At 36.2% G+C, this 21,468-nt stretch carries 17 protein-coding genes; 11 read left to right on the forward strand and 6 right to left on the reverse strand.

Annotated elements, in window-relative coordinates; genetic code table 11:
* The first annotated feature begins 252 nt into the window (after positions 1-252).
* From KKG99_08135 to KKG99_08155, 5 genes are all read left to right on the forward strand, one after another.
* A complete protein-coding gene (locus KKG99_08135; GenBank protein MBU1012961.1) occupies positions 253-1,422 on the forward strand; it encodes an SAM-dependent methyltransferase in 1,170 nt (389 codons plus the stop codon).
* Between the two features lie 40 nt (positions 1,423-1,462).
* Positions 1,463-2,140 (forward strand): DUF554 domain-containing protein, encoded by a 678-nt coding sequence (locus KKG99_08140; protein MBU1012962.1) that lies wholly within the window; start codon positions 1,463-1,465, stop codon positions 2,138-2,140.
* A gap of 153 nt (positions 2,141-2,293) precedes the next feature.
* Complete coding sequence (locus tag KKG99_08145) at positions 2,294-3,316, forward strand: branched-chain amino acid aminotransferase (GenBank protein ID MBU1012963.1); 1,023 nt, start codon at positions 2,294-2,296, stop codon at positions 3,314-3,316.
* Positions 3,317-3,405: 89 nt separating this feature from the next.
* A complete protein-coding gene (locus KKG99_08150; protein ID MBU1012964.1) occupies positions 3,406-3,774 on the forward strand; it encodes a cupin domain-containing protein in 369 nt (122 codons plus the stop codon).
* Between the two features lie 248 nt (positions 3,775-4,022).
* The gene (locus KKG99_08155; GenBank protein MBU1012965.1) at positions 4,023-4,403 is read left to right on the forward strand and encodes a hypothetical protein; all 381 of its coding nucleotides are present in this window, start codon (positions 4,023-4,025) and stop codon (positions 4,401-4,403) included.
* Positions 4,404-4,444: 41 nt separating this feature from the next.
* Here the strand turns inward: KKG99_08155 and pyrF are convergent, their stop codons facing one another.
* Positions 4,445-5,278: an orotidine-5'-phosphate decarboxylase gene (pyrF, locus tag KKG99_08160; protein ID MBU1012966.1), complete on the reverse strand. Its 834-nt coding sequence runs from the start codon at positions 5,276-5,278 to the stop codon at positions 4,445-4,447.
* A 69-nt stretch (positions 5,279-5,347) separates the two neighbouring features.
* Entirely contained in the window at positions 5,348-6,415 is a 1,068-nt protein-coding gene (prfA, locus tag KKG99_08165) for a peptide chain release factor 1 (GenBank protein ID MBU1012967.1), read from the reverse strand.
* Positions 6,416-6,533: 118 nt separating this feature from the next.
* Here prfA and KKG99_08170 point away from each other — a divergent pair, with 118 nt between their 5' ends.
* The gene (locus KKG99_08170) at positions 6,534-8,711 is read left to right on the forward strand and encodes a T9SS type A sorting domain-containing protein (GenBank protein ID MBU1012968.1); all 2,178 of its coding nucleotides are present in this window, start codon (positions 6,534-6,536) and stop codon (positions 8,709-8,711) included.
* A 35-nt stretch (positions 8,712-8,746) separates the two neighbouring features.
* Here the strand turns inward: KKG99_08170 and KKG99_08175 are convergent, their stop codons facing one another.
* The 4 genes from KKG99_08175 to secDF all read right to left on the reverse strand — a co-directional run bounded on the left by KKG99_08175 (position 8,747) and on the right by secDF (position 16,166).
* A complete protein-coding gene (locus tag KKG99_08175; GenBank protein ID MBU1012969.1) occupies positions 8,747-9,916 on the reverse strand; it encodes a phosphoribosylformylglycinamidine cyclo-ligase in 1,170 nt (389 codons plus the stop codon).
* Between the two features lie 10 nt (positions 9,917-9,926).
* Positions 9,927-12,386 carry an OmpA family protein gene (locus KKG99_08180; GenBank protein MBU1012970.1) on the reverse strand — a complete coding sequence of 820 codons (2,460 nt, stop codon included), beginning with the start codon at positions 12,384-12,386 and terminating at the stop codon, positions 9,927-9,929.
* Between the two features lie 213 nt (positions 12,387-12,599).
* The gene (locus tag KKG99_08185) at positions 12,600-12,890 is read right to left on the reverse strand and encodes a twin-arginine translocase TatA/TatE family subunit (protein MBU1012971.1); all 291 of its coding nucleotides are present in this window, start codon (positions 12,888-12,890) and stop codon (positions 12,600-12,602) included.
* Positions 12,891-13,022: 132 nt separating this feature from the next.
* The gene (gene secDF, locus KKG99_08190; GenBank protein ID MBU1012972.1) at positions 13,023-16,166 is read right to left on the reverse strand and encodes a protein translocase subunit SecDF; all 3,144 of its coding nucleotides are present in this window, start codon (positions 16,164-16,166) and stop codon (positions 13,023-13,025) included.
* 932 nt (positions 16,167-17,098) lie between these two features.
* On the opposite strand from secDF, the gene KKG99_08195 reads away from it, so the two are divergent.
* From KKG99_08195 to KKG99_08215, 5 genes are all read left to right on the forward strand, one after another.
* Positions 17,099-18,505: an arginine decarboxylase gene (locus KKG99_08195; GenBank protein ID MBU1012973.1), complete on the forward strand. Its 1,407-nt coding sequence runs from the start codon at positions 17,099-17,101 to the stop codon at positions 18,503-18,505.
* Complete coding sequence (gene speB / locus KKG99_08200) at positions 18,502-19,356, forward strand: agmatinase (protein MBU1012974.1); 855 nt, start codon at positions 18,502-18,504, stop codon at positions 19,354-19,356. The genes KKG99_08195 and speB overlap by 4 nt, the downstream gene beginning before the upstream one ends.
* Complete coding sequence (locus tag KKG99_08205; GenBank protein ID MBU1012975.1) at positions 19,346-20,323, forward strand: deoxyhypusine synthase family protein; 978 nt, start codon at positions 19,346-19,348, stop codon at positions 20,321-20,323. Before speB ends, KKG99_08205 begins: the two co-directional genes overlap by 11 nt.
* A gap of 21 nt (positions 20,324-20,344) precedes the next feature.
* Positions 20,345-20,671: a hypothetical protein gene (locus tag KKG99_08210; GenBank protein ID MBU1012976.1), complete on the forward strand. Its 327-nt coding sequence runs from the start codon at positions 20,345-20,347 to the stop codon at positions 20,669-20,671.
* Positions 20,672-20,946: 275 nt separating this feature from the next.
* Positions 20,947-21,351, forward strand: coding sequence for an endonuclease domain-containing protein (locus KKG99_08215; protein ID MBU1012977.1), 405 nt, complete (start codon positions 20,947-20,949; stop codon positions 21,349-21,351).
* Positions 21,352-21,468: the final 117 nt, after the last annotated feature.

The following is a 21,468-nucleotide window of genomic DNA, read 5'->3' on the forward strand; positions in this document are numbered from 1 at the left end:
AATTAAATGGATTTATGTACAGATATAACTATCAAAGAAGGCATTCTGCTTTAAATTATAATACCCCTTTAGATAAACTGAAAAAAATCGTTAATTTGTTACCCGAATTATGAAGTATGACACGCAGGCAGGGTAACCAGTATCAAATATTTAATTTAGATGCCATGAATTGTGAGATATTATCTAGTTAGATGAAATCGGCCCAAGCTGACATAAAATTTAAATACCTTTGTAAAAATTAATAATGGTCTTATGGATTTGGTGATCAATGAATTTCTTGAACAATTTTTGCTTTCATTACAGAAAAAAACATTTATAAAACTAACTCTTGGGAAAAAACGTGGTAAAACCCGGGAGTTAAAAAACGTGTATGTTCGGATCGTTGAGATTAAAAATAAAGAAATGCTTTCTTATAATTTTAGATATGAGAACAGGGATGAGGTCAAAAATTATGCTTTTGATGAAGCAAAACCCGAAATCGAAAAATATTTGGGTATAGAATTAATGAAAGCTCACTTGTTTACCGCAGATGCCGATCTGACACTTTCAATTAATAAAAAGGGGAAAGGCCATTTGATAACTGCTCCTCCTACCTTATCACCTCTCGAAGATAAACAGCATGATCATCAAAAAAAACGTTTTGTTGAAGCATCATCATCTTATCTTCACAAGCTTGGAATTACCGACGAAAAAGGGATAGTAAGGCCGAAGAAGACCGATAAATTCAAACAAATCAATAAATATATAGAGTTACTGAACCCTATTTTAAATTCAAAAACCTGGGGCGAAATACTAAGAATTGTTGATATGGGTGCCGGTAAAGCCTATTTGACCTTTGCACTATATGATTTTTTAAAGCGCGAATTCGACATTGAGATTGAGATGATTGGGGTAGAGCAAAGGCCAGAATTGGTTGAGTTCTCCAATCAGCTGGCAAAAGATTGCGGATTTAGCGGATTAAGGTTTGAACAAGGTTCGATCGATCAATTTCAATACGAAAAGGTTGATGTGTTAATCGCATTACATGCCTGTGATACGGCTACAGACGATGCAATTTATCAGGGAATAAAATCCGATGCGGCCATTATTGTTTGTGCCCCATGTTGCCATAAGCAGATCAGAAATCAGATAAATGCAAATGTGGAGGTTCTTCCACAACTGAAATATGGTATTTTTATGGAACGACAAGCAGAGATGATAACCGATACAATTCGGGCATTAATCATGGAGAAACTAGGGTATGAATCCAAAATTTTCGAGTTTATTTCGAATGAACATACGGCCAAAAACCTGATGATTACGGGTGTAAAAACCGATAAAGAAATTGAAATGGAGCTTTTACAATTAAAAATTGATGGTTTGAAAAAACAATATGGGATCGAATACCACTATCTCGAAAAACTTTTATTAAATCAGAAATAGCTAAAACAATTAACAATAATCAATAGTCAATATTTATAAAATGCTGGGAACTGTTGTCAATGTTGCTGCTGTGATGGCAGGAACCATAATAGGAGTTTTAATTCAATCAAAATTGCCGAAAAAAGTAATTGAGATTATTTTTCAGGTGATGGGGCTTTTTACACTCCTGCTTGGAATGATGATGGCCTTGAAAATGCAACAATTCGTCATAGGAATAGGAAGTTTGGTTTTAGGCTCAATAATAGGCGAATTGATTGGTTTGGAAAAATACATGAACCGATTTAGTGAATGGGTGAAATCGAAAGTAAAATTAAAAAATGATAAATTTTCGGATGGCCTGATTACTGCGTTTTTATTGTATTGCATGGGGTCATTGACCATTCTGGGAGCGATTGAAGAAGGTATCAATGGCAATTCAGAACTACTTCTAATGAAGTCATTAATGGATGGTGTTTCTTCCGTTGCACTTGCGTCAGCTTTGGGAATTGGAGTCGGCTTTTCTGCCATCCCACTTTTGATTTATCAGGGAGGATTAACACTTTTGGCGAGTAGTGTCGGAAGCTTTTTTACCGAACCAATCATTAATGAGCTTTCGGCAGTAGGAGGAGTGTTGTTAATTGGCTTGGGTATTAATATTTTGGAGATAAAAAAGCTTCGGATCTTAAATATGATTCCGTCGCTCATGATTGTTGTAATTCTGGTTTATTTTTTGACTTAATTCTATTTTGTTTTAAAGAATAATTTATTCTGTCGTCACCCCCTAATATTCCTTTTTAAAAAGCTAATTTATACTGCTTTTAGATTACCGAATCCATTTTATTTTGTAATTTTATGGCAATAATATTGATCACTAATTTTAAATTATTAATCTATGGAAAGCATTGACTGGAGTAATTTGCCATTTGGATATTATAAAACTGATTTTAACGTCAGATCCGTTTACAAAGATGGAGCTTGGGGTGAATTAGAAATATCATCATCAGAATATATTAATGTTCATATTGCAGCCACCGGATTGCATTATGGGCAGGAAGCATTTGAAGGGATGAAGGCTTTCCGTGGAAAAGATGGAAAAGTTAGGGTATTCAGATGGGAAGAAAATGCCATGAGAATGAGACGGTCTGCAGATGGAATTATGATGGCAGAAGTTCAGGATGAATTATTTTTTGATGCGATTACATCTGTAGTTAAGTTAAATGAAAAATATATCCCTCCTTACGGAATGGGTGCATCCTTATATATCCGCCCATTATTATTTGGATCGGGAGCTGAAGTTGGTGTAAAGCCATCTAAAGAATATACATTTGTCGTATTTTGTGGACCTGTAGGACCATACTTTAAAGAAGGGTTCAAACCTGTTGCTATTCAACTCGTGAGCGATTATGATCGTACAGCCCCTCAAGGAACGGGTAATATCAAAGTTGGTGGTAATTATGCGGCCAGTTTAAGACCTGCGGCAAGAGCAAAAGATGAAGGCTATGTTTCGGTATTATTTACTGATGCTAAAGAGCATAAGTTCATTGATGAAGCGGGACCTGCAAACTTTTTTGGCATAAAAGGGAATACTTATATTACGCCTAAATCAAAAACCATTCTTCCATCGATTACAAATATGAGTTTGGAGCAAATAGTGAGAGATTTGGGTATGGAAGTAGAAAGAAGACCTGTAGCAGTTGAAGAATTAAGCACCTTCGATGAAGTTGGTGCTTGTGGAACTGCTGCCATTATTTCACCTATTGGCAAAATTTTTGACCGCACTCAAAATAAATTATATGAATACGGAAAACCCGGTATCGCAGGCCCTGTTTCTACAAAAATTTATAATACGCTGAGAGGTATTCAAGAAGGTACAATTGAAGATAAACATGGTTGGAATTACATCATAGAGATATAATGTCATGCGATCCGAAAGGGTCGCTTTTTTTATGCTTTAAAAGAAACTTTGCGAAATTTACTCCGTTACTACAAAGATAAATAAGCAATATGAAAACTGTAAATCTTAGTGAAAAATTCAGTCAGATTGATGATTACTGGAATCCACGAGTTGTTGGTGAACTTAACGGACAACAGGTAAGACTTGTAAAAGTGCTTGGTGAATTTCCATTTCACAAACACGAACATGAAGATGAAATGTTTTTTGTTGTGAAAGGAAAACTGAAAATTGAGTTTGAAGATAGAACTGAAAATGTTAACGAAAATGAGTTTTTGATTGTTCCTGCAAATGTTTTACATCGGCCAGTTGCTGAAAAAGAGGTAGAAATCATGTTGTTCGTGACCAACGAAAACGTTAACACTGGAAATATTGAGAATCACCAATGGAAGAGAGACCCAAAGAACCTTAAAAAAATATAATAACTCGCTATTCCAAAATACTCCTAAGCATAGTGTTATCTTTCATACTGGTTTGTATCTCCTGATTAATTCATTGGTCATCGAAAACCTATTCACTGAAAAGATTAAGGAAGTTTATAATTTCTTGTCATTCTACGCAACCTTATTTGAATTTTAACATCATAGTATTTAGAAATAGGAGAACCACTTTTTAAAACTCCTTGCTGTAGTTTTTGAATTATTAACCTGATTAACTGATTAAAATAACCATGAAAAATTTGAATTATTTACTGATCATTTTAGCAATTTCAGTTATGAGTTGTGCTAAAACAGATGATAATGTTGACAATGATTTTAATTTTGAAATCATTCCATTAAATCCGACTTCAAATGATGAGATTAAAATCGTTCATTCAGTTTGTAATTATGAGGTTTTGAAGAAACTGGAAATTAACAACTTCTCAATCATTTATCAAAGAGAATTCAACAGTTCAATGAAGCAACCTTGTATAATTAAGAACGATACACTCGTGTTAGGGATATTACAGGCGGGAACTTATACCTATACTTACGAATTGATTGATATTTCAAGCCGCACTCTTTCCGATCCCATAAGCTTTACTAAAACCGGGACTTTTAAGATTAACTAGTTTTCCGGAAGTATATTTTGGTATTAGCTTTTTTAAAAAATCTAAATCAGATTATTTGATTTCAGAATTAGTTCCATTTCCTTCTGCAATAATTTTGCTTCCTGCTGTGCAACCTTTGCAAAATCTTTTTCCGAAGATTTAAAAATAATTCCACGCGATGAATTTACAATTAACCCACATTGTTTGTTCAAACCATATTTGGCAACTTCCTCTAAGCTTCCTCCCTGAGCACCAACTCCGGGAACCAATAAAAAATGTTCAGGGATTATTTTACGTATTTCGGCCAGCATTTCTGCTTTTGTGGCACCAACAACATACATCATATTATCGGCACTGCCCCATTTTTTTGAGGTTTCCAGAACTTCTTCGTAAAATTTTTTCCCTGATTCTTCATTCACTAGGGTTTGGAAATCAAAAGCTCCTTTATTTGAGGTAAGGGCCAATAGCACCACCCATTTATTTTTGAATCCGAGGAATGGGACCACCGAATCTTCACCCATATATGGTGCAACGGTGATTGCATCAAAGCCATAGGTTTCGAGAAATGCTTTTGCATATTGACTTGAGGTATTACCAATATCTCCTCTTTTAGCGTCAGCTATTGTAAATATTTCGTCCTGAAAACTATCCAGATAATCAATGGTTTTTTCAAGACTTTGAATTCCTTCTGATCCTCTACTCTCGTAAAAAGCTAAATTTGGTTTGTATGCAATGGTATAATCTATTGTTGCATCGATAATTTGTTTGTTGAAGGCAAAAACAGGATCGTCCAGTTCTAACAAATGAGTTGGGATTTTTTCGATGTCAGAATCCAGTCCAACACATAAAAACGACCGTTTAAGTTTAATGAGTTCAAAAATTTCTGATCGGGTCATTGTTGAGTTGTTTTTTGTCAGTTTTTAGGAGAAGTGACAATTTAATATATTTTATTTTTTTGGTGATCCTTATATGTCTGCTTTTAATCGTTCAGCATTTTCAGCTAATTGCAATTTATCAATCAGCTCCTGAATATCTCCGTCGATGATATTTGGCAGATTATAAAGTGTAAGTCCGATACGATGATCTGTAACACGACCTTGCGGCCAGTTGTAAGTCCTGATTTTTGCCGAACGATCGCCTGTAGAAACCATGGTTTTTCGTTTTGACGTAATTTCTTCAAGATGTTTTTTGTACTCAACTTCGTAAATCCGTGAGCGTAGAACTACCATTGCTTTTGCAAGGTTTTTAATCTGTGATTTTTGATCCTGACACGTGGCTACAATGCCTGTTGGTAGATGTGTTAATCGAACTGCAGAATAAGTTGTATTTACCGATTGTCCGCCTGGCCCGGAACTACAGTAGGTGTCTTTTTTAATATCTGAATCTTTCAGATCAACATCAAATTCTTCGGCTTCAGGCAAAACAACAATTGAAGCAGCAGAGGTATGTATCCGACCTTGAGTTTCAGTTTTTGGCACTCTTTGAACCCGATGAACTCCCGATTCATATTTCATTTGACCATAAACATTATTTCCACTAACATTGATGATCACCTCCTTATAACCTCCAACAGTACCTTCCATTACATCTACAACCTCAGCTTTCCATCCTTTGGATTCGAAAAACTTAAGATACATTCGATATAAGTCGCCTGCAAAAATACTTGCTTCATCTCCACCGGTTCCGGCACGTATTTCTACAATGGCATTTTTGCTATCTTCAGGATCGGCAGGGATCAGCATGATTCGAATTTCCTCTTCCATGGCATCCCGCCTTTCTACCAACTCGTTCAATTCTTCTTTGGCCATGGAACGGAATTCTTCATCCTTTTCCGTTTTCAAGAGTTCTTTTGTCGAATCGATATTGTCGAGGATGTTTTTGTAAATTTCATATGATTGAACAATGGGTTCCAATTCTTTGAAATCTTTGTTCAGCTTGATATATTTTTTCATATCCGACATAATTGTCGGACTATTCATCTCTTCCTTAATATTTTCCCAACGAGATTTTATCGCCTTTAACTTGTCTAACATTTATCTTCAATATTTGGATGGCAAAGTTACAATATTTCTTAGAGTTAATTAATGGGCAAAAACATAATTGTATATTTGTGTTTAATTTCAATAACACTTGAATATAATATGGGATTTCATGTATAAAAGACTCCTTATTTTTACGCTGATTCTGGCCTCTTTTAGCTCTTATTCGAAAACACACCTAATCCCGACATCTACAGTATATGTCGATGGCGCTGGTATGGGAATTCAACCGGGCGACACCATATTGTTAGAGGCGGGCTTGAAACCCTATCTGATGCTAAAAAACTTTCATGGTTCGGCCGAAAAATATATCACTTTCATTAACCATAACGGAAAAGTAGAGGTCTCTAATAATGATTTTTATTACGGTATTGTGACATATAATTGTACTTATTTTCGGCTTACCGGAACCGGCGATTCCGATTTTTTTTATGGAATTACCATAACTGCGTCCAATGGGGTATCAAATGGCCTCAGCCTCGACGAATTTAGCTCAGATTTTGAAATTGATCATATTGAAGTATATAACACCGGATTTGCAGGCATTATGAGTAAAACCGATCCTCGCTGTGACTCATTGTCGAGCCGGGGCTTCTTTACTCAATACAATAGTGTTTTTCATGATAATTACGTTCACAAAACAGGAGGAGAAGGTTTTTATATAGGTCATTCCTATTATGGCGGATATAATAAAGTATGTGGAACCGACACACTTAATTTGTATCCTCATGATCTTATCAATGTGAAAGTTTATAATAATATTATCGATAGTACAGGTTATGATGGAATTCAAATGGGCTGTGTAATTGAAGGCTGCGAAGTATATAATAATGTGATTACAAATGCCGGGATTACGGATAATGCTTCGGGAATGTATTATGGGATGTCGGGGATTGTGATGGGTGGAGGTACCAGTGGCTTATGTTATAATAATTCGATTTATGATGGTTATGGTACCGGAATATCAATATTTGGTCTTGGCAATATGTGGATCTTTAATAACGTAATTTTGGATGCCGGAAGAAATTCACGGTTAGTATCTGGGCCACCTGATAACCATCATCCATATGGGATTTTTTGCGACGACAGGACGACCATTGCAGGAAGCTCTTTCAATTTGATCAATAATACCATCGTGAATCCAAGAGACATAGCCATTCGTTTTTGGTCATTACAAAGTTCAAATAATCGGATGTATAATAATTTGATCATAAATCCCGGGGTTAAAAAATGGGATTTTAATCGATCCATGATCGACGTAACTACTCCATTGATGGGAATGGCCGATACTTTATCGGCGGGAAATTATTTTGACTCAACCGAATACTTGCCCGACTCAAATATTTATTTTTTAAACATTGCAGAAAGAGACTTTCATTTAAAGCCCGGCGCTCCAAATATCGATCAGGGAATTGTGCTTGATTCAATCCTGAATATGTCATTCGACTTTGATTATAAAAACCGACCAATGGGTCGAAGTACTGATGCAGGTGCATTTGAGTTTTCTTCTTTACCTGAATTGGTAATGATTAGTCCTGCAGATACCGCTTTATGCGAGGGCCTGAGTTTTGAGTTAAGTATTGATTCGATATTTCCGGAAAATCTCTACACCTATCAATGGTTTTTAAATGATTCGGCAATTCATGGCCGGGATAGTGCAGTTTTAATCATCGATACTTTGATTGCTGATGATGCAGGTACTTATAAACTATCCTTTTCAAATGGATTTACAGAAGCTTTTAGTAATGAAGCGGTGTTAAACGTGATTCAAAATCCGACTGTTTGGGCAGGAGAGGATACAACTATTTGTTTTAATTATCCCGGTTTAAGTTTGTTGGCAGAAGCTGAGAATTTTACACATTTTTTCTGGTCGACCAATGGGGATGGAATCTTTGAAACAGATACAACACTGCAATCATTTTATTTTCCGGGACAGGCTGATAAAACAAATGGATCTGTTATTCTCTCTGCAACGGCATTGGCAGAAACCTCCTGCGATTCAGCAAAAAGTGAATTAACCTTAACTTTAGATGCATGTACGGGTATCGAAGATGTAAATCAACAGATCAGGGTTTATCCAAACCCGACCGGCGATCAACTATATATTGATTCAGGAAAGGATCCTGTTTTATCATTGAAACTTACGGATTTAAAGGGAAGTGTTATTCTTGAAAAAACATTAAACAATCATCTGGAAACGATCAATATAAGGGAGTTTGATTCAGGAATTTATATTTTATTGCTCCTTTTTCGGAATAAAACGGAAGTTAGAAAAATTATTAAACAATAAAGAAGAAGGAAGACAGAATATAGAATAAAGAATGATCAATAACTAAATTCTCCGTATTCCGATTTAATCGTAAGCTTTTTACCAGTTGATTTTTCGCAGTAGCCGACAATTTGGGCATCAATATTGAATGATTTAGAAATTTCAATTAAATCATTTGCAATTTCTTTTGGTACATAAAGCTCCATGCGGTGACCCATGTTAAAAACTTTGTACATCTCAGCCCATGGCGTACCCGATTGTTCCCTTATCATTTTAAAAAGCGGGGGCAAAGGGAACATTTTATTTTTAATAATGTGCAGATTATCGATAAAATGAAGCACTTTTGTTTGAGCTCCTCCGCTACAGTGGATCATTCCATGGATTTCTGATCGATATTTATCAAGCATTTTTTTTATGACCGGAGCATAAGTTCGGGTAGGGGAGAGTACCAGTTTTCCGGCATCTACATTTTCAATTTCAGTTGGATCGGTCAATTTTAACCCTCCTGAATACACCAAATCTTTTGGAATTGAAGAATCGTAACTTTCCGGATATTTTTCTGCCAAATATTTTGAGAAAACATCATGACGTGCAGAAGTTAATCCATTGCTGCCCATGCCTCCGTTATATTTGGTTTCATATGTGGCCTGACCATATGAAGCTAAACCAACAATGACATCTCCGGCTTTAATATTATGATTTGAAATGATGTCCGATCTTTTTAACCTTGCCGTAACCGTTGAATCAACGATGATGGTTCTAACCAAATCCCCAACATCGGCAGTCTCGCCACCGGTTGAATAAATGCCAACGCCATGCGATCGCATTTTTTCCAAAAATGCTTCAGTCCCATTGATAATTGCTGTAATGACTTCACCAGGGATCAGCTGTTTGTTGCGCCCGATGGTAGAGGATAACAAAATCCCATCTGTGATTCCAATGCAAAGCAAATCATCCAGATTCATCACGATTGCATCCTGTGCGATGCCATTCCAGACAGAAAGATCACCTGTTTCTTTCCAATACAAATAAGCCAACGAAGATTTTGTTCCGGCTCCATCAGCATGCATTACATTGCAGTAGCTTTCATCATTTCCGATAATATCCGGTATGATTTTGCAAAAAGCCTGGGGGAAGAGTCCTTTGTCAATATTTTTAATTGCGCTGTGAACGTCCTCTTTCCCTGCGGATACTCCCCTTTGTTGATATCTTGATTCAATTGGCATTTGCGTGATCTTATTGAAAGATTATTTTTTTTGCTTCTTTATCGATGGTAAAATTACCAAACTTTGACAAAATTGAACTCCCAAATTGAAATGAATTTTTAATGCGGTTATTTACCATAACTTCAATGTTCCCGATAGTTTTGTCGGCGATGGTTAATTTCTTAATCTTAAATATGGATTGATTTGCGATGGTTCCGTTTGCCAGTGCCATTTCTACATCACCCACAAAATCATTTTTATCGATTTCTCCATCGTTCAGCAATTTTAAGGCCTGACGTAAAGATATTTCGGTATCATAATTTTCCTGATAAGAAAATTCTATCGCATGATCATTAATTAAACATTTCGCGGTTATCACCCCTGTTTGTGCTTCCAGCATAAAAGTAATCTCATTCGTTACAGGATTTAAGTTAATATTGACCTTATCAGGATTTAATACTGCTTTGGAAGTTTTTTGTTCGAAATCTTTATTTAAAATGCGGAATTCAGTTCGACGGTTAAGTTCATGGGCCGCTTCTTTTTCGGCATTGCTCCTGAGGCCATTAATAAATTCTTCGGTTAATTTTGAACCTTTGCGAAAAGTGATCCCGTTTTTAATCAAATTTTGTTTGAATTCCCGGGGCTGACGTTCGCCATAACCTTTTGCAACCAAACGATCGGGATCAATTCCTCGCAAAATTAAATATTCAACTACCGATCGTGCCCTTCGCTGCGATAAAATATCATTTCGTTCATCCGTATCACGCGAATCGGTATGCGAGGCAAGTTCAATCACCAGATTTTTATTTTCGTCCATGGTTTTGATGAGGTCCTGTAAAGAATCCTGATATTGCGTTTTAAGCTCCCACTTGCCCAGATCATATAAAATTTCAGGTAATAGGATAGGTTCCGAAGGAAAAGGCGTTAAATCAAAATCCTGCTTAAACTTCTTTTTGTTCGTTAAATTTTCGCTGGTGATAATGTGTTTTTGAATGAAAAAATCAGCTTTGCTTGCACTAATTTCATAAGTTTGGTTTGGCTTTATCTGAGTGGTTCCAAACTGATATTTCCCATTTGCATTGGTAAGTGTAACATGTTTGGTCCCGCTCGACGACAATAAACTTATTTCTGCCCCTTCGATAAATTGTAAGGAATTTTCATTCTTTACGGTTCCTTCAATACTGTATTCTAAAATCGGTTGATAAAATGAGTAGAGGTCATCTTTTCGCGAGCCCTTACGGTTCGAACTAAAAAACCCTTCTTCTTTTTCAGGATTAAAAATAATCCCAAAATCATCATTATTCGAATTGAAAGGAGCTTTTAGGTTAATAACATTTCCCCAGCCCGATTTAAAGGTAGCACGGTAAATATCCAAGCCGCCCATGCCAACATGACCATTCGACGAAAAGTAAAGAAGAGTATCGTTCCTTAAGTAAGGAAACATTTCGTCGCCCGGGGTATTTATTTCAGGCCCCGGATTTTGAGGTTTACCAAAGGCTTCATTTTTATTCTTACGCTTCGACATCCAGATATCCCTGCCTCCATATCCATTTTTACTATCAGAGGTAAAATAAATCGTAAGCTCGTCACTACTGATTGTTGGATGTCCTACTACAGAGGAGGAATCATTCCCAAATTGCAGAGGTTTTGGTCTTGACCAATTTCTCCCGTTTCGTTCGGATGTATAAATCTTACAACCTTGATTTTTAGTGCCGCTTGCAGGGCATCTGGTAAAATAAATGGTGCTGAAATTGTTGTTTAGTTGCGGGGTTCCTTCGTTTCCTCCTGTATTGATTGTCAGGTCGCTTTCCAGATTTCCTTCCAGATTATCAAACAATACAGGAATTGTGAAATTGCCTTTTGCATCAACCCTGGTGATGAATAAATCACTGAAATCCTGATCGGTCCATTCATCTTTTTGATTGCCTGTAGCTGTACTTCGTCCTGATGTAAACACGATGGTATTTAATTCGGAATTGGCATAGGCAGGCGAAAAATCGTCTTCCTTTGAGTTGATTTTTTTAAGGTTCTCTACTACATAGTTATATTGTGTTTTCTCCCATTCGGCTGCTGTGGCGCTGGATGAAATGCCATTGGCACCTCTTGGATCGTTAGGGGCAACTTGCTGATAAGCCTTGTATTGAATTGATGCTTCCTTGTATTTTTTGTTTGATAATAAGGCATTTGCCAGATGGAGCAAAATGATCGGTTCTTTCTCCTGATATTTTATTTTCTCAAGCCGTTTATATTGAATTTCGGCCCGATTAACATTATTGGTTAAACGATAACATTCGGCAAGTTGAAAATTAATTCGGTTCTTCTCGTCCACATCGTTCTTGATTTTAGTATAAGCTTTGCGATAATGATCGATGGCAGTTGCATATTTGTGTGCTGCAAAAGCTTCATCGGCTGCTTTTACATTTTTCTTCTGCGCATTTGCCGGTACGATTAATATGAAGAGAAATAATATTAAAAAGCTTACTTTATTCATTTGATCAGTAAAGTGTTGATATAAGTTAAGAACGATCAAAAGTGGAATTTATTCGTGAAACTTAATTTTTATGCGCTTAAGCGCATAAAAAATTATCAGTTGAACGAATCCCGATAGTGAAACGTATCGGGATAAATGAATATCAAGTTTCGTCATTTGGTTAAAAATTTTCTAATCTCAATTTTATTCTTCGTAGTTTGGTATCAATGATATTCATTTATTTTCTTTAGGTTCTTCCTCCGATTTTTCTTCTTTGATTGTTACTGTAGGCTTTTTTACAGATTTTTTTATGTCTGTATCCACATCACGTTCAAGCTTTCTGACTTCGGTGTCAATTTCTCTTTTTATTTCGTTCGAAGCCCTTTTGATTTCATAGATTCCACGCCCTATCTTCTTTGATAATTCTGGTATTTTACTGGGACCGAACACAATGAAAACAATCAGGAAGATGAGAATAAATTCACCGGTGCCAATATCTAAAAACAGGAATGTTTGATTGAGCATATCCATTTTATTTGAGAAACAAAAATAGTAAAAAAATAAGATGTCGGTATAAACAAAAACAGCGTCATCCAAAACAAAGTTTGAATGACGCTGATATTTATCGATTATTTTGCGTCGTATAAGAAATTGTGTTTATTTTTTCTTTGCTTCAGCTTTTGATTCTATTTTTTCAGTGATTTTAGCAAGTGCTTTCTCCCCAATTAAATCGTAGGCAATCGGGCTGGCGATAAATACCGAAGAATATGTACCGACAATGATACCAATTGTAAGGGCAAATATAAATCCACGAATTACGTCACCCCCAAAAATGAAAATGGTAAGCAGTACAACCAATGTGGTCCCTGCTGTGTTCAGGGTTCGAGCCAAGGTACTGTTGATCGCATTATTAATATTGTCTTTTAATGCCTTCTTTGGATATAGTCCCATTACTTCCCGGATCCTATCGAAGATAATTACAGTATCATTAATCGAATATCCGATAATCGTCAAAATCGCAGCAATAAATGCCTGATCAATTTCGAGGTTGAATGGCATGATTGAATAGAGTATTGAAAACAGGGAAACGGTAATGATTGTATCATGGAAAAGTGCTACAACACCACCAAGTCCAAATTGCCATCTCTTGAATCGAACCGCAATGTAAAGAAAGATTACGATTAGCGCAAAGGTGATAGCCATAATCGATTTGTTACGAATATCATCGGCGATGGTTGGTCCTACTTTTTGCGAACTCAAAATACCTATCAATTTATCATTTGTTTCAATATCGGTACTGAATCTTGAATAGGTCATGCTTTGATTGGCATAAAATGGTTTTAATCCAGTAAAAAGTAAGTTTTGAATGATACCGTCAACTTCATCACGCGAATCATCAATCATGTATTTTGTGGTAATTTTTACCTGCTTATTGGGTCCAAAAGTTTTTACTTCAGGGGTGTCATTGTTAAATTGTGCAGTCAGCGACTGTCGAATCTCATTTACTGACACATCCTGATCGAAACGAATTACATAAGTTCTACCTCCCGAAAAATCAACACCGTAATTTAATCCTCTCATCGCTAATGATCCAATACCTATGATGATAATGGCTGAAGAAATGACATAAAAAATCTTACGCATTTTTAAAAAATCGAAGTTTGCATTTGCCAGAAAATCTTTGGTATAACTATTGGCAAAGTTCAAAGTCATGTTTTTGTTCAACATCCAGTCGAAAATCAACCTCGAGATGAAAATAGCAGTAAATAATGAAGAAATGATACCAATGATCAATGTGGTGGCAAATCCTTGCACTGGTCCTGAACCGAATATGTAAAGTACAAAACCGGTCAATAATGTGGTTACGTTACCGTCGATAATTGCAGAGTAGGCATTTCGATATCCATCCTGAATTGCAAGCCTTATCCCTTTTCCTGCCCTGATTTCTTCCTTGATCCTTTCGTAAATAATTACGTTGGCATCAACAGCCATACCCAGTGTTAAAACGATACCTGCGATACCGGGTAAAGTAAGCACAGCACCCAGCGATGCAAGTACGCCAAATAGGAAGAAGATATTAGTTAATAATGCTAAATCGGAAATTATACCGGCTTTATTGTAATATAAAAGCATATAGATTAATACCAGAACAAATGCGATTACGAATGACCATAAACCGGCATTAATCGCTTCCTGACCTAATGAGGGGCCAACTATGTTTTCTTCAATGATACTTGCCGGAGCAGGAAGTTTACCTGCTTTAAGGATGTTTGCAAGGTCCTTCGCTTCTTCAATGGTCATGCTTCCACCGGAAATCTCTGTACGTCCACCTGAAATTTCGCTACCAACATTTGGGTGGGTATAAACATAATCATCTAAAACAATTGAAATCGGGCGACCAACATTCTCTCCCGTCAATCGTTTCCAATCTCTTGATCCGTCGGCATTCATACCCAAGGTAACACTTGGTGATCCATTTTGAGCATAATCCTGACGCGCATCAACAACCACATCCCCAAACATAGCTGCTCCGCCATCGCGGGATGCTTTTAGAGCAATAAGTTCGAGCATGTCAGGTCGATAATCTTCCGGTTTATTGGTCCATACCAGTTTTAAGTCTCTTGGAAAAATATTTGAAACCTTTAATAGCAGTCTATTTACTTTGGCAGTGTCTTTAATAAAGGCATATCCAACAGCGGCACCATCACTTGCAACATATTGTCCTTGCTGATTTTGAAAAAATGCAGGGGTTAATACGGCATAGAGTGGATTCTCTTTTTCATATTCAGCGAAAGATTGATCCTTGCTTGGCTGGTTCAGAGCCGCAGAATCTGAAGTTAATTGCTCAAGTAAGGAAATTGCAGAATCTTTTGTTGTTTCGGCTACATTTTCGGTATTGATCGATCCGGCTTCTCCGGCAGTTTGAGTTCCCTGCAGAACAGCTTCTGTTTCCAGCAGCGTAGCTAAATGAGTATTCGCTTCAGAGAAAAAAGATTGTACTTCGTTAAACCTGTAATTTTCCCAAAATTCAAGTTGAGCAGTTCCTTGTAATAATTTACGAACCCTATCCGGATCTTTAATGCCCGGTAATTGAACTAAAATCCTGCCGGTATTTGGAATTCGCTGAATATTTGGTTGGGCTACCCCAAAACGGTTAATACGTGTATTTAAAATATTGAAAGCTCGGTCAACTGCTCCGTTGGTTTCTTCACGGATGATTTCCATTACTTCTTCATTGGTCGAATTGTATTTAATTCGATCGCGAAATTCAATTTTGGTAAAAATAGCTGAAAGCTGCGCATTGGGATCTATTTCATTAAATGATTCTCCGAATAAGGTCACAAAGTCTTTTTGGCTATCCTTTTGCTTTTCAGTAACCATTGCCAAAGCCTGAACAAATACCGGATCTTTGCTATCGCCCGATAAAGCACGAATGATATCCGCTACTTTTATTTCTAAAGTAACATCCATCCCGCCTTTAAGGTCAAGTCCTAAGTTGATCTCTCTTTCTAGACAATCCTTATAAGTATATTTTCTTAATAAAATATTAAAAACTACTTCGTTTGAAATTGAATCCAGATAATATTTGCTTCTAACATTTACGATAGAATCTAATATGGTCCCTTCTCGCATCGCGTCTCCCATGGCCATTTTAGTTGCCATCTGCTGGCTAATAGCATTATCAGCATATTTTTGGGCATCTTTTTCTACCTTAGTGGTCACAAATGTGAACGAAAGCTGGAATAAACAAACCAGCGCAAAGGCAATTGCAAAAAATTTGATAGCTCCTTTGTTTTGCATATGTGTAGATTTTATAGGTTTTGATTCTTTTTTGAGGGTGCAAAAATAGAATTAAATATTGAAATTAACAACAGTAAATGTAAGATTGACAAATATAATATGTGCTTAAAGAGTTTGCTTTTAACAAATTGATAATATGTAATTTTTAATCAAACAATTCCTCGTGGCTTGCCGCGAGGTTTCCTATTACTTTCTCCTGAAAATCAGGGGACCTGCCTTGCCGCGGGCAGGGATGTCAGTCGAATGACTGACAGAGGGGTGAAATAATGAAAACTCGATTTTCAGCTTACTGAAATAAAGTTGACAAAACCTGCTTGCCGCCAGACCGGGCTGGCAGGTCAGGCAAGTACTCCTTGGCTTGCCATGGGGATAGTCAACTTTAAGAATTTTTTTTATTTTGTTCGAAATCCGAATAATAATTTGAAATTTCAATTATTTAGAATTGTCATGCATGACTTTGTAAGGCATAGTTTGACAATAAAAAAATTGCAGCATGAAAAAAAAGTCCTTATTTTTAGATTTAATTTATAAATTTGCGCTCTTTTTAAAATTAAATTTATGACATAGCTGATGAATGTAACCTCCAAAAGTGATTTGCTTTATACCCTTAAAGGGATGTTTCTGAGAAAACAAAGAATGTTTGGTTTCACAACAATACCAAATACTGAATTAAACAATACTTCCTTTGATACCGTTTCTTATCATCCTGCCCCAATATCTGTAATACAAAATCTAGGTTATAGACTAAAAAGTTCATCGGTCAAAAGCTTGATTAAGCATAAAATTTACCTATATTACTGCATTAAAATGGATGATGTAGCGAGCCTGTTTTCGCCTCAAATAATCCGAATAAAAATTTAATTGTTTTTTTTGCTTGGAAAGAGATTCATTCTTTTTACCGGGGTTTTTTTAATATTTTATACTTAAAGCGAATGAGAAATTCATATTTTGACCTTGTAGAGCAAAGTTTTTACTTCCCACAGGAAGGCTTTGATTTGCGTGATAAATATTTGACATTTAATGGAATTTCATTAAAGTATTTGATCGATAAATACGGAACGCCATTCAATTTGATTTATTTACCAAAAATTGGCGATCAGATTAAAAAAGCACGTAACCTTTTTAACAGGGCTATCCGTAATAACAATTACAATGGCAGATACTTCTATTGTTATTGTACTAAATGTAACCACTTTCATCATGTTCTGAACGAGGCATTAAATCATAATGTCAATCTTGAAACTTCGTCGGCATTTGATATTGATCTAATCCTGAATCTTTTTAAGAACGGGAAAATAAGTCCTTCCCGATTGATCGTGCATAATGGATATAAAACTGACGACTATATTCATAAAATCATGTTGCTTCAGAAAAAAGGTTTTAAAAATTCAGTAATTATCCTGGATAGTCAGTCGGAACTGACACGATTACTTAAAATCGCTGGTGATAAAAAAATCAAAATTGGACTCAGAATGTCAATCAATGAGGAGCCCCAATCTGCTTACTATACTTCACGTTTAGGAATACCCAACACTGAGATGCTCGATTTTTTTAATGAACACATTAAAGATAATAAACGGGTAGAATTAATTATGTTTCACTTTTTTGTTGACTCAGGGATAAAGGACAGTTTATATTATTGGGGAGAATTTCAAAAAGCACTCAAACTCTATGTTGAACTTAAAAAGCAGTCGCCATCTTTATATGCCCTGAATTTGGGTGGAGGATTTCCTATTCGCAATCACTTGGGATTTGAGTATGATTATGAATACATGATTAATGAAATTATTAAAAATATTAAGGAAACTTGTGAAAACGATAAAGTTGAAGAACCTGATATTTTTACTGAGTTCGGGAAATATACCGTTGGCGAGAGTAGCGCTATTATTTTTAAAGTGCTTGAACAAAAGCAACAAAACGACACCGAATTGTGGTACATCATTAACAACAGTTTGATGAATACCATTCCGGATGCATGGTCATCGCACGAAAAATTTATTTTATTGCCCATCAACAAATGGGACAATGAATATACCCGTGTAAATATTGGCGGGATCAGTTGCGACCATTCCGATTATTATAATTCTGAAGACCTGAATCAGGAAGTTTTATTGCCTACATACAAAGATGAAGAAGAAGAACCCTTGTATTTGGGATTTTTCCACACCGGGGCTTATCAGGATTCAATTAGTGGATATGGTGGGATTAAGCATTGTTTGATTCCTTCGCCTGCACATGTGATCATTGACAGAGATGAAAAAGGTAATTTTATAGATTACGTATATCGAAACGAACAATCGGTTACTGAGATGTTTAATATTTTAGGTTATACAGAATGAGGAATTTTGGGGGCATAGAAGACAAATTTGCTTCTTTCGAAAAAGCTGCAATATTACTGCAGTCAATACCCTACGATGGTACGAGTACATGGGGGAAAGGAGCCGATGAAGCCTTCGGAGCTTTTATCGAAGCAACCGAAAATATGGAACTTTACGATATCGAAACCGATTCGGAAGTTTATAAAAAAGGAATTCATATTATTCCTGAAATTACTGAGAAATCTTCTCCTGAAGCAGTTTTTAATACGGTACTGGAGAGTACGAAAAAATTATTATCACTTAATAAATTCCTCACCTTTTTTGGTGGCGAGCATTCTGTTAGCATTGGTATTTTGAAAGCTTATTACGAAAAGTACCCTGATATTACCATACTACAATTGGATGCGCATGCCGATTTGCGACCGGAATATGGTGGAACACCCTATAATCATGCTTGTGCAGTTCATGATGCATCAAAACATGCGAATTTAATTCAGGTTGGGATAAGAAGTATGGATACCGTGGAAAAACCATTTTTAAATAGGAAAAAATGTTTTTTTGCCGAAGACATGCATCATCAAACTAATTGGATGGATGAATCGATAAAACTAATGACGGATAAAGTTTATATCACACTCGATCTGGATGTTTTTGATCCATCCATCATGCCTGCAACCGGAACTCCGGAGCCTGGAGGATTAAATTGGAATACCACGATAAAATATCTGAAAAAAGTGTTTGAACAAAAAAACGTACTTGGATTTGATATTGTAGAATTGGCGCCAATGGCAGGTTATAAACCTGCAAATTTTTTGGTCGCAAAGTTGTATTATAAAATGTTAAGCTATAAATTTAGCAATCATGAAAAATAGAGGTCCGATTAGCGAGTTCATGCTCGAACATTATAAACATTTTAATGCTGCAAGCCTTGTCGATGCTGCTAAAGGCTACGAAAAACATTTGACCGAAGGCAAAAAAATGATGATCACCCTGGCAGGTGCAATGAGTACTGCCGAATTAGGTAAATCGTTGGCTGAAATCATCCGACAGGATAAAGTTCAAATTATCAGTTGTACCGGTGCGAATTTAGAAGAAGATTTAATGAATATGGTTGCCCATTCGCATTATAAAAGGGTTCCAAATTACAGGGATTTAACCCCTGAACAAGAGTGGGAATTGCTTGAAGAAGGATTGAATCGGGTTACCGATACCTGCATCCCCGAAGAAGAAGCTTTCCGTAGATTACAAGCTCACATTTTCAAAATTTGGAAAGATGCCGAGGATAAAGGAGAACGCTATTTCCCACATGAATTCATGTACAAGATGTTGCTTTCTGGAGTACTCGAACAATATTATGAAATTGATCCGCAAAACAGTTGGATGTTAGCTGCTGCCAAAAAGAATTTACCCATCATTGTTCCCGGATGGGAAGACTCGACCATGGGCAATATTTTTGCTTCTTATTGCATCAAAGGTGAATTGAAACCTTCAACCATGAAATCAGGGATTGAATACATGACTTTTCTGGCAGAATGGTACACCAAAAATTCAGGAACAGAAGGCATTGGATTTTTTCAAATAGGAGGAGGCATCGCAGGTGATTTCCCTATATGCGTAGTTCCGATGCTTTATCAGGATTTGGAAAGAACAGATACTCCATTCTGGAGTTATTTTTGCCAAATCAGCGATTCGACTACAAGTTACGGTTCATACTCAGGAGCGGTTCCCAACGAAAAAATTACGTGGGGCAAACTGGGTATCGATACGCCTAAATATATTATTGAATCTGATGCTACCATTGTTGCACCATTGATTTTTGCCTATTTGCTAGGGTGGTAGTATTATTTTAATTGATTGAAAATGGAATCAAAGAACAAACCCAAAGTTATCAAGGATTATGAAAAACTGAGTGAGGAAATGCAAGAACAGATCAAATTGGCATATCCTACCGGTTTTAGCGAACATTTGATAGGTTTTTACGATAAAAATGGATTAAGGGTTAGTGCATTACCTTTCGAAACAGAAGACCGGATGTACTTGGTTCGGATGACAATTGTCAAAGCAAAAAAAATTGTGGATGACGATGATGATTTCGATGATTTTGGTGTATTGAAAGATAATGTAAAAGAAGACTACGAAGAAAAATACGCAGAAGAGGATGAACCCTCTGATGATTATGATGACTAATTCTTTTAACTGAAATCTTTCTTATAATTATTGGATTAGACGATTATTAGCTTGCCTGACTCAATGTTAAATTGACATTATTTTTTTGACAAGTCTTCACTTTTTGCCTCGATTTGAGTATAAAAACTGAATATTTTAAGATAGAATTAAATTTTGGCCTATTAAGGTGTTAAGCTGCTGCCAAGTATAATCCCGATCATTTTTTTATTCTTAAGAACCGACGTTTGCCGGAACATATTCATTGAATAGGTATTAATCTGTAAACAGCTTTAATTATGAAGTATGCAGATTTGAAGAAGATAACTCGTGGTTTAAGGAATAACCAAACCAAAGAGGAAATAATTCTTTGGCAATTTCTTCGAAAGCGCCAAGTTGACGTACGGAAATTCTTAAGACAACACCCAATAATTTACGAATCGAATCGAAAAGAACTATTCTTTTTTGTGGCTGATTTTTATTGTGCAGAAGAAAAACTGGTGATTGAGTTGGATGGGAAAATCCATGATTATCAAAAAGAATATGATAAATGGAGGGATGAAATCATTCAATCCAAAGGAATTCAAATGCTTCACTTTAAAAATGAGGAATTGAAAAATGTGAATGAGGTGCCTACTAAAATTGTAAGTTGCTTCAATTCTTCTGACCCACCCCAACCACTCCCTCACGTGGGAGGGGCTTAAAATTATTTTAACCAACTAACTTTTTTTTGTAAACCTATTTTAGGACAAGACAAACTCCCCTCCCTAATTTATTTTAGGGAGGGGTTGGGGGAGGGTCTGAAAAGTAAACCTAATTAT

This window comes from Bacteroidota bacterium, assembly GCA_018816945.1.
In the GTDB taxonomy this organism is placed as follows: domain Bacteria; phylum Bacteroidota; class Bacteroidia; order Bacteroidales.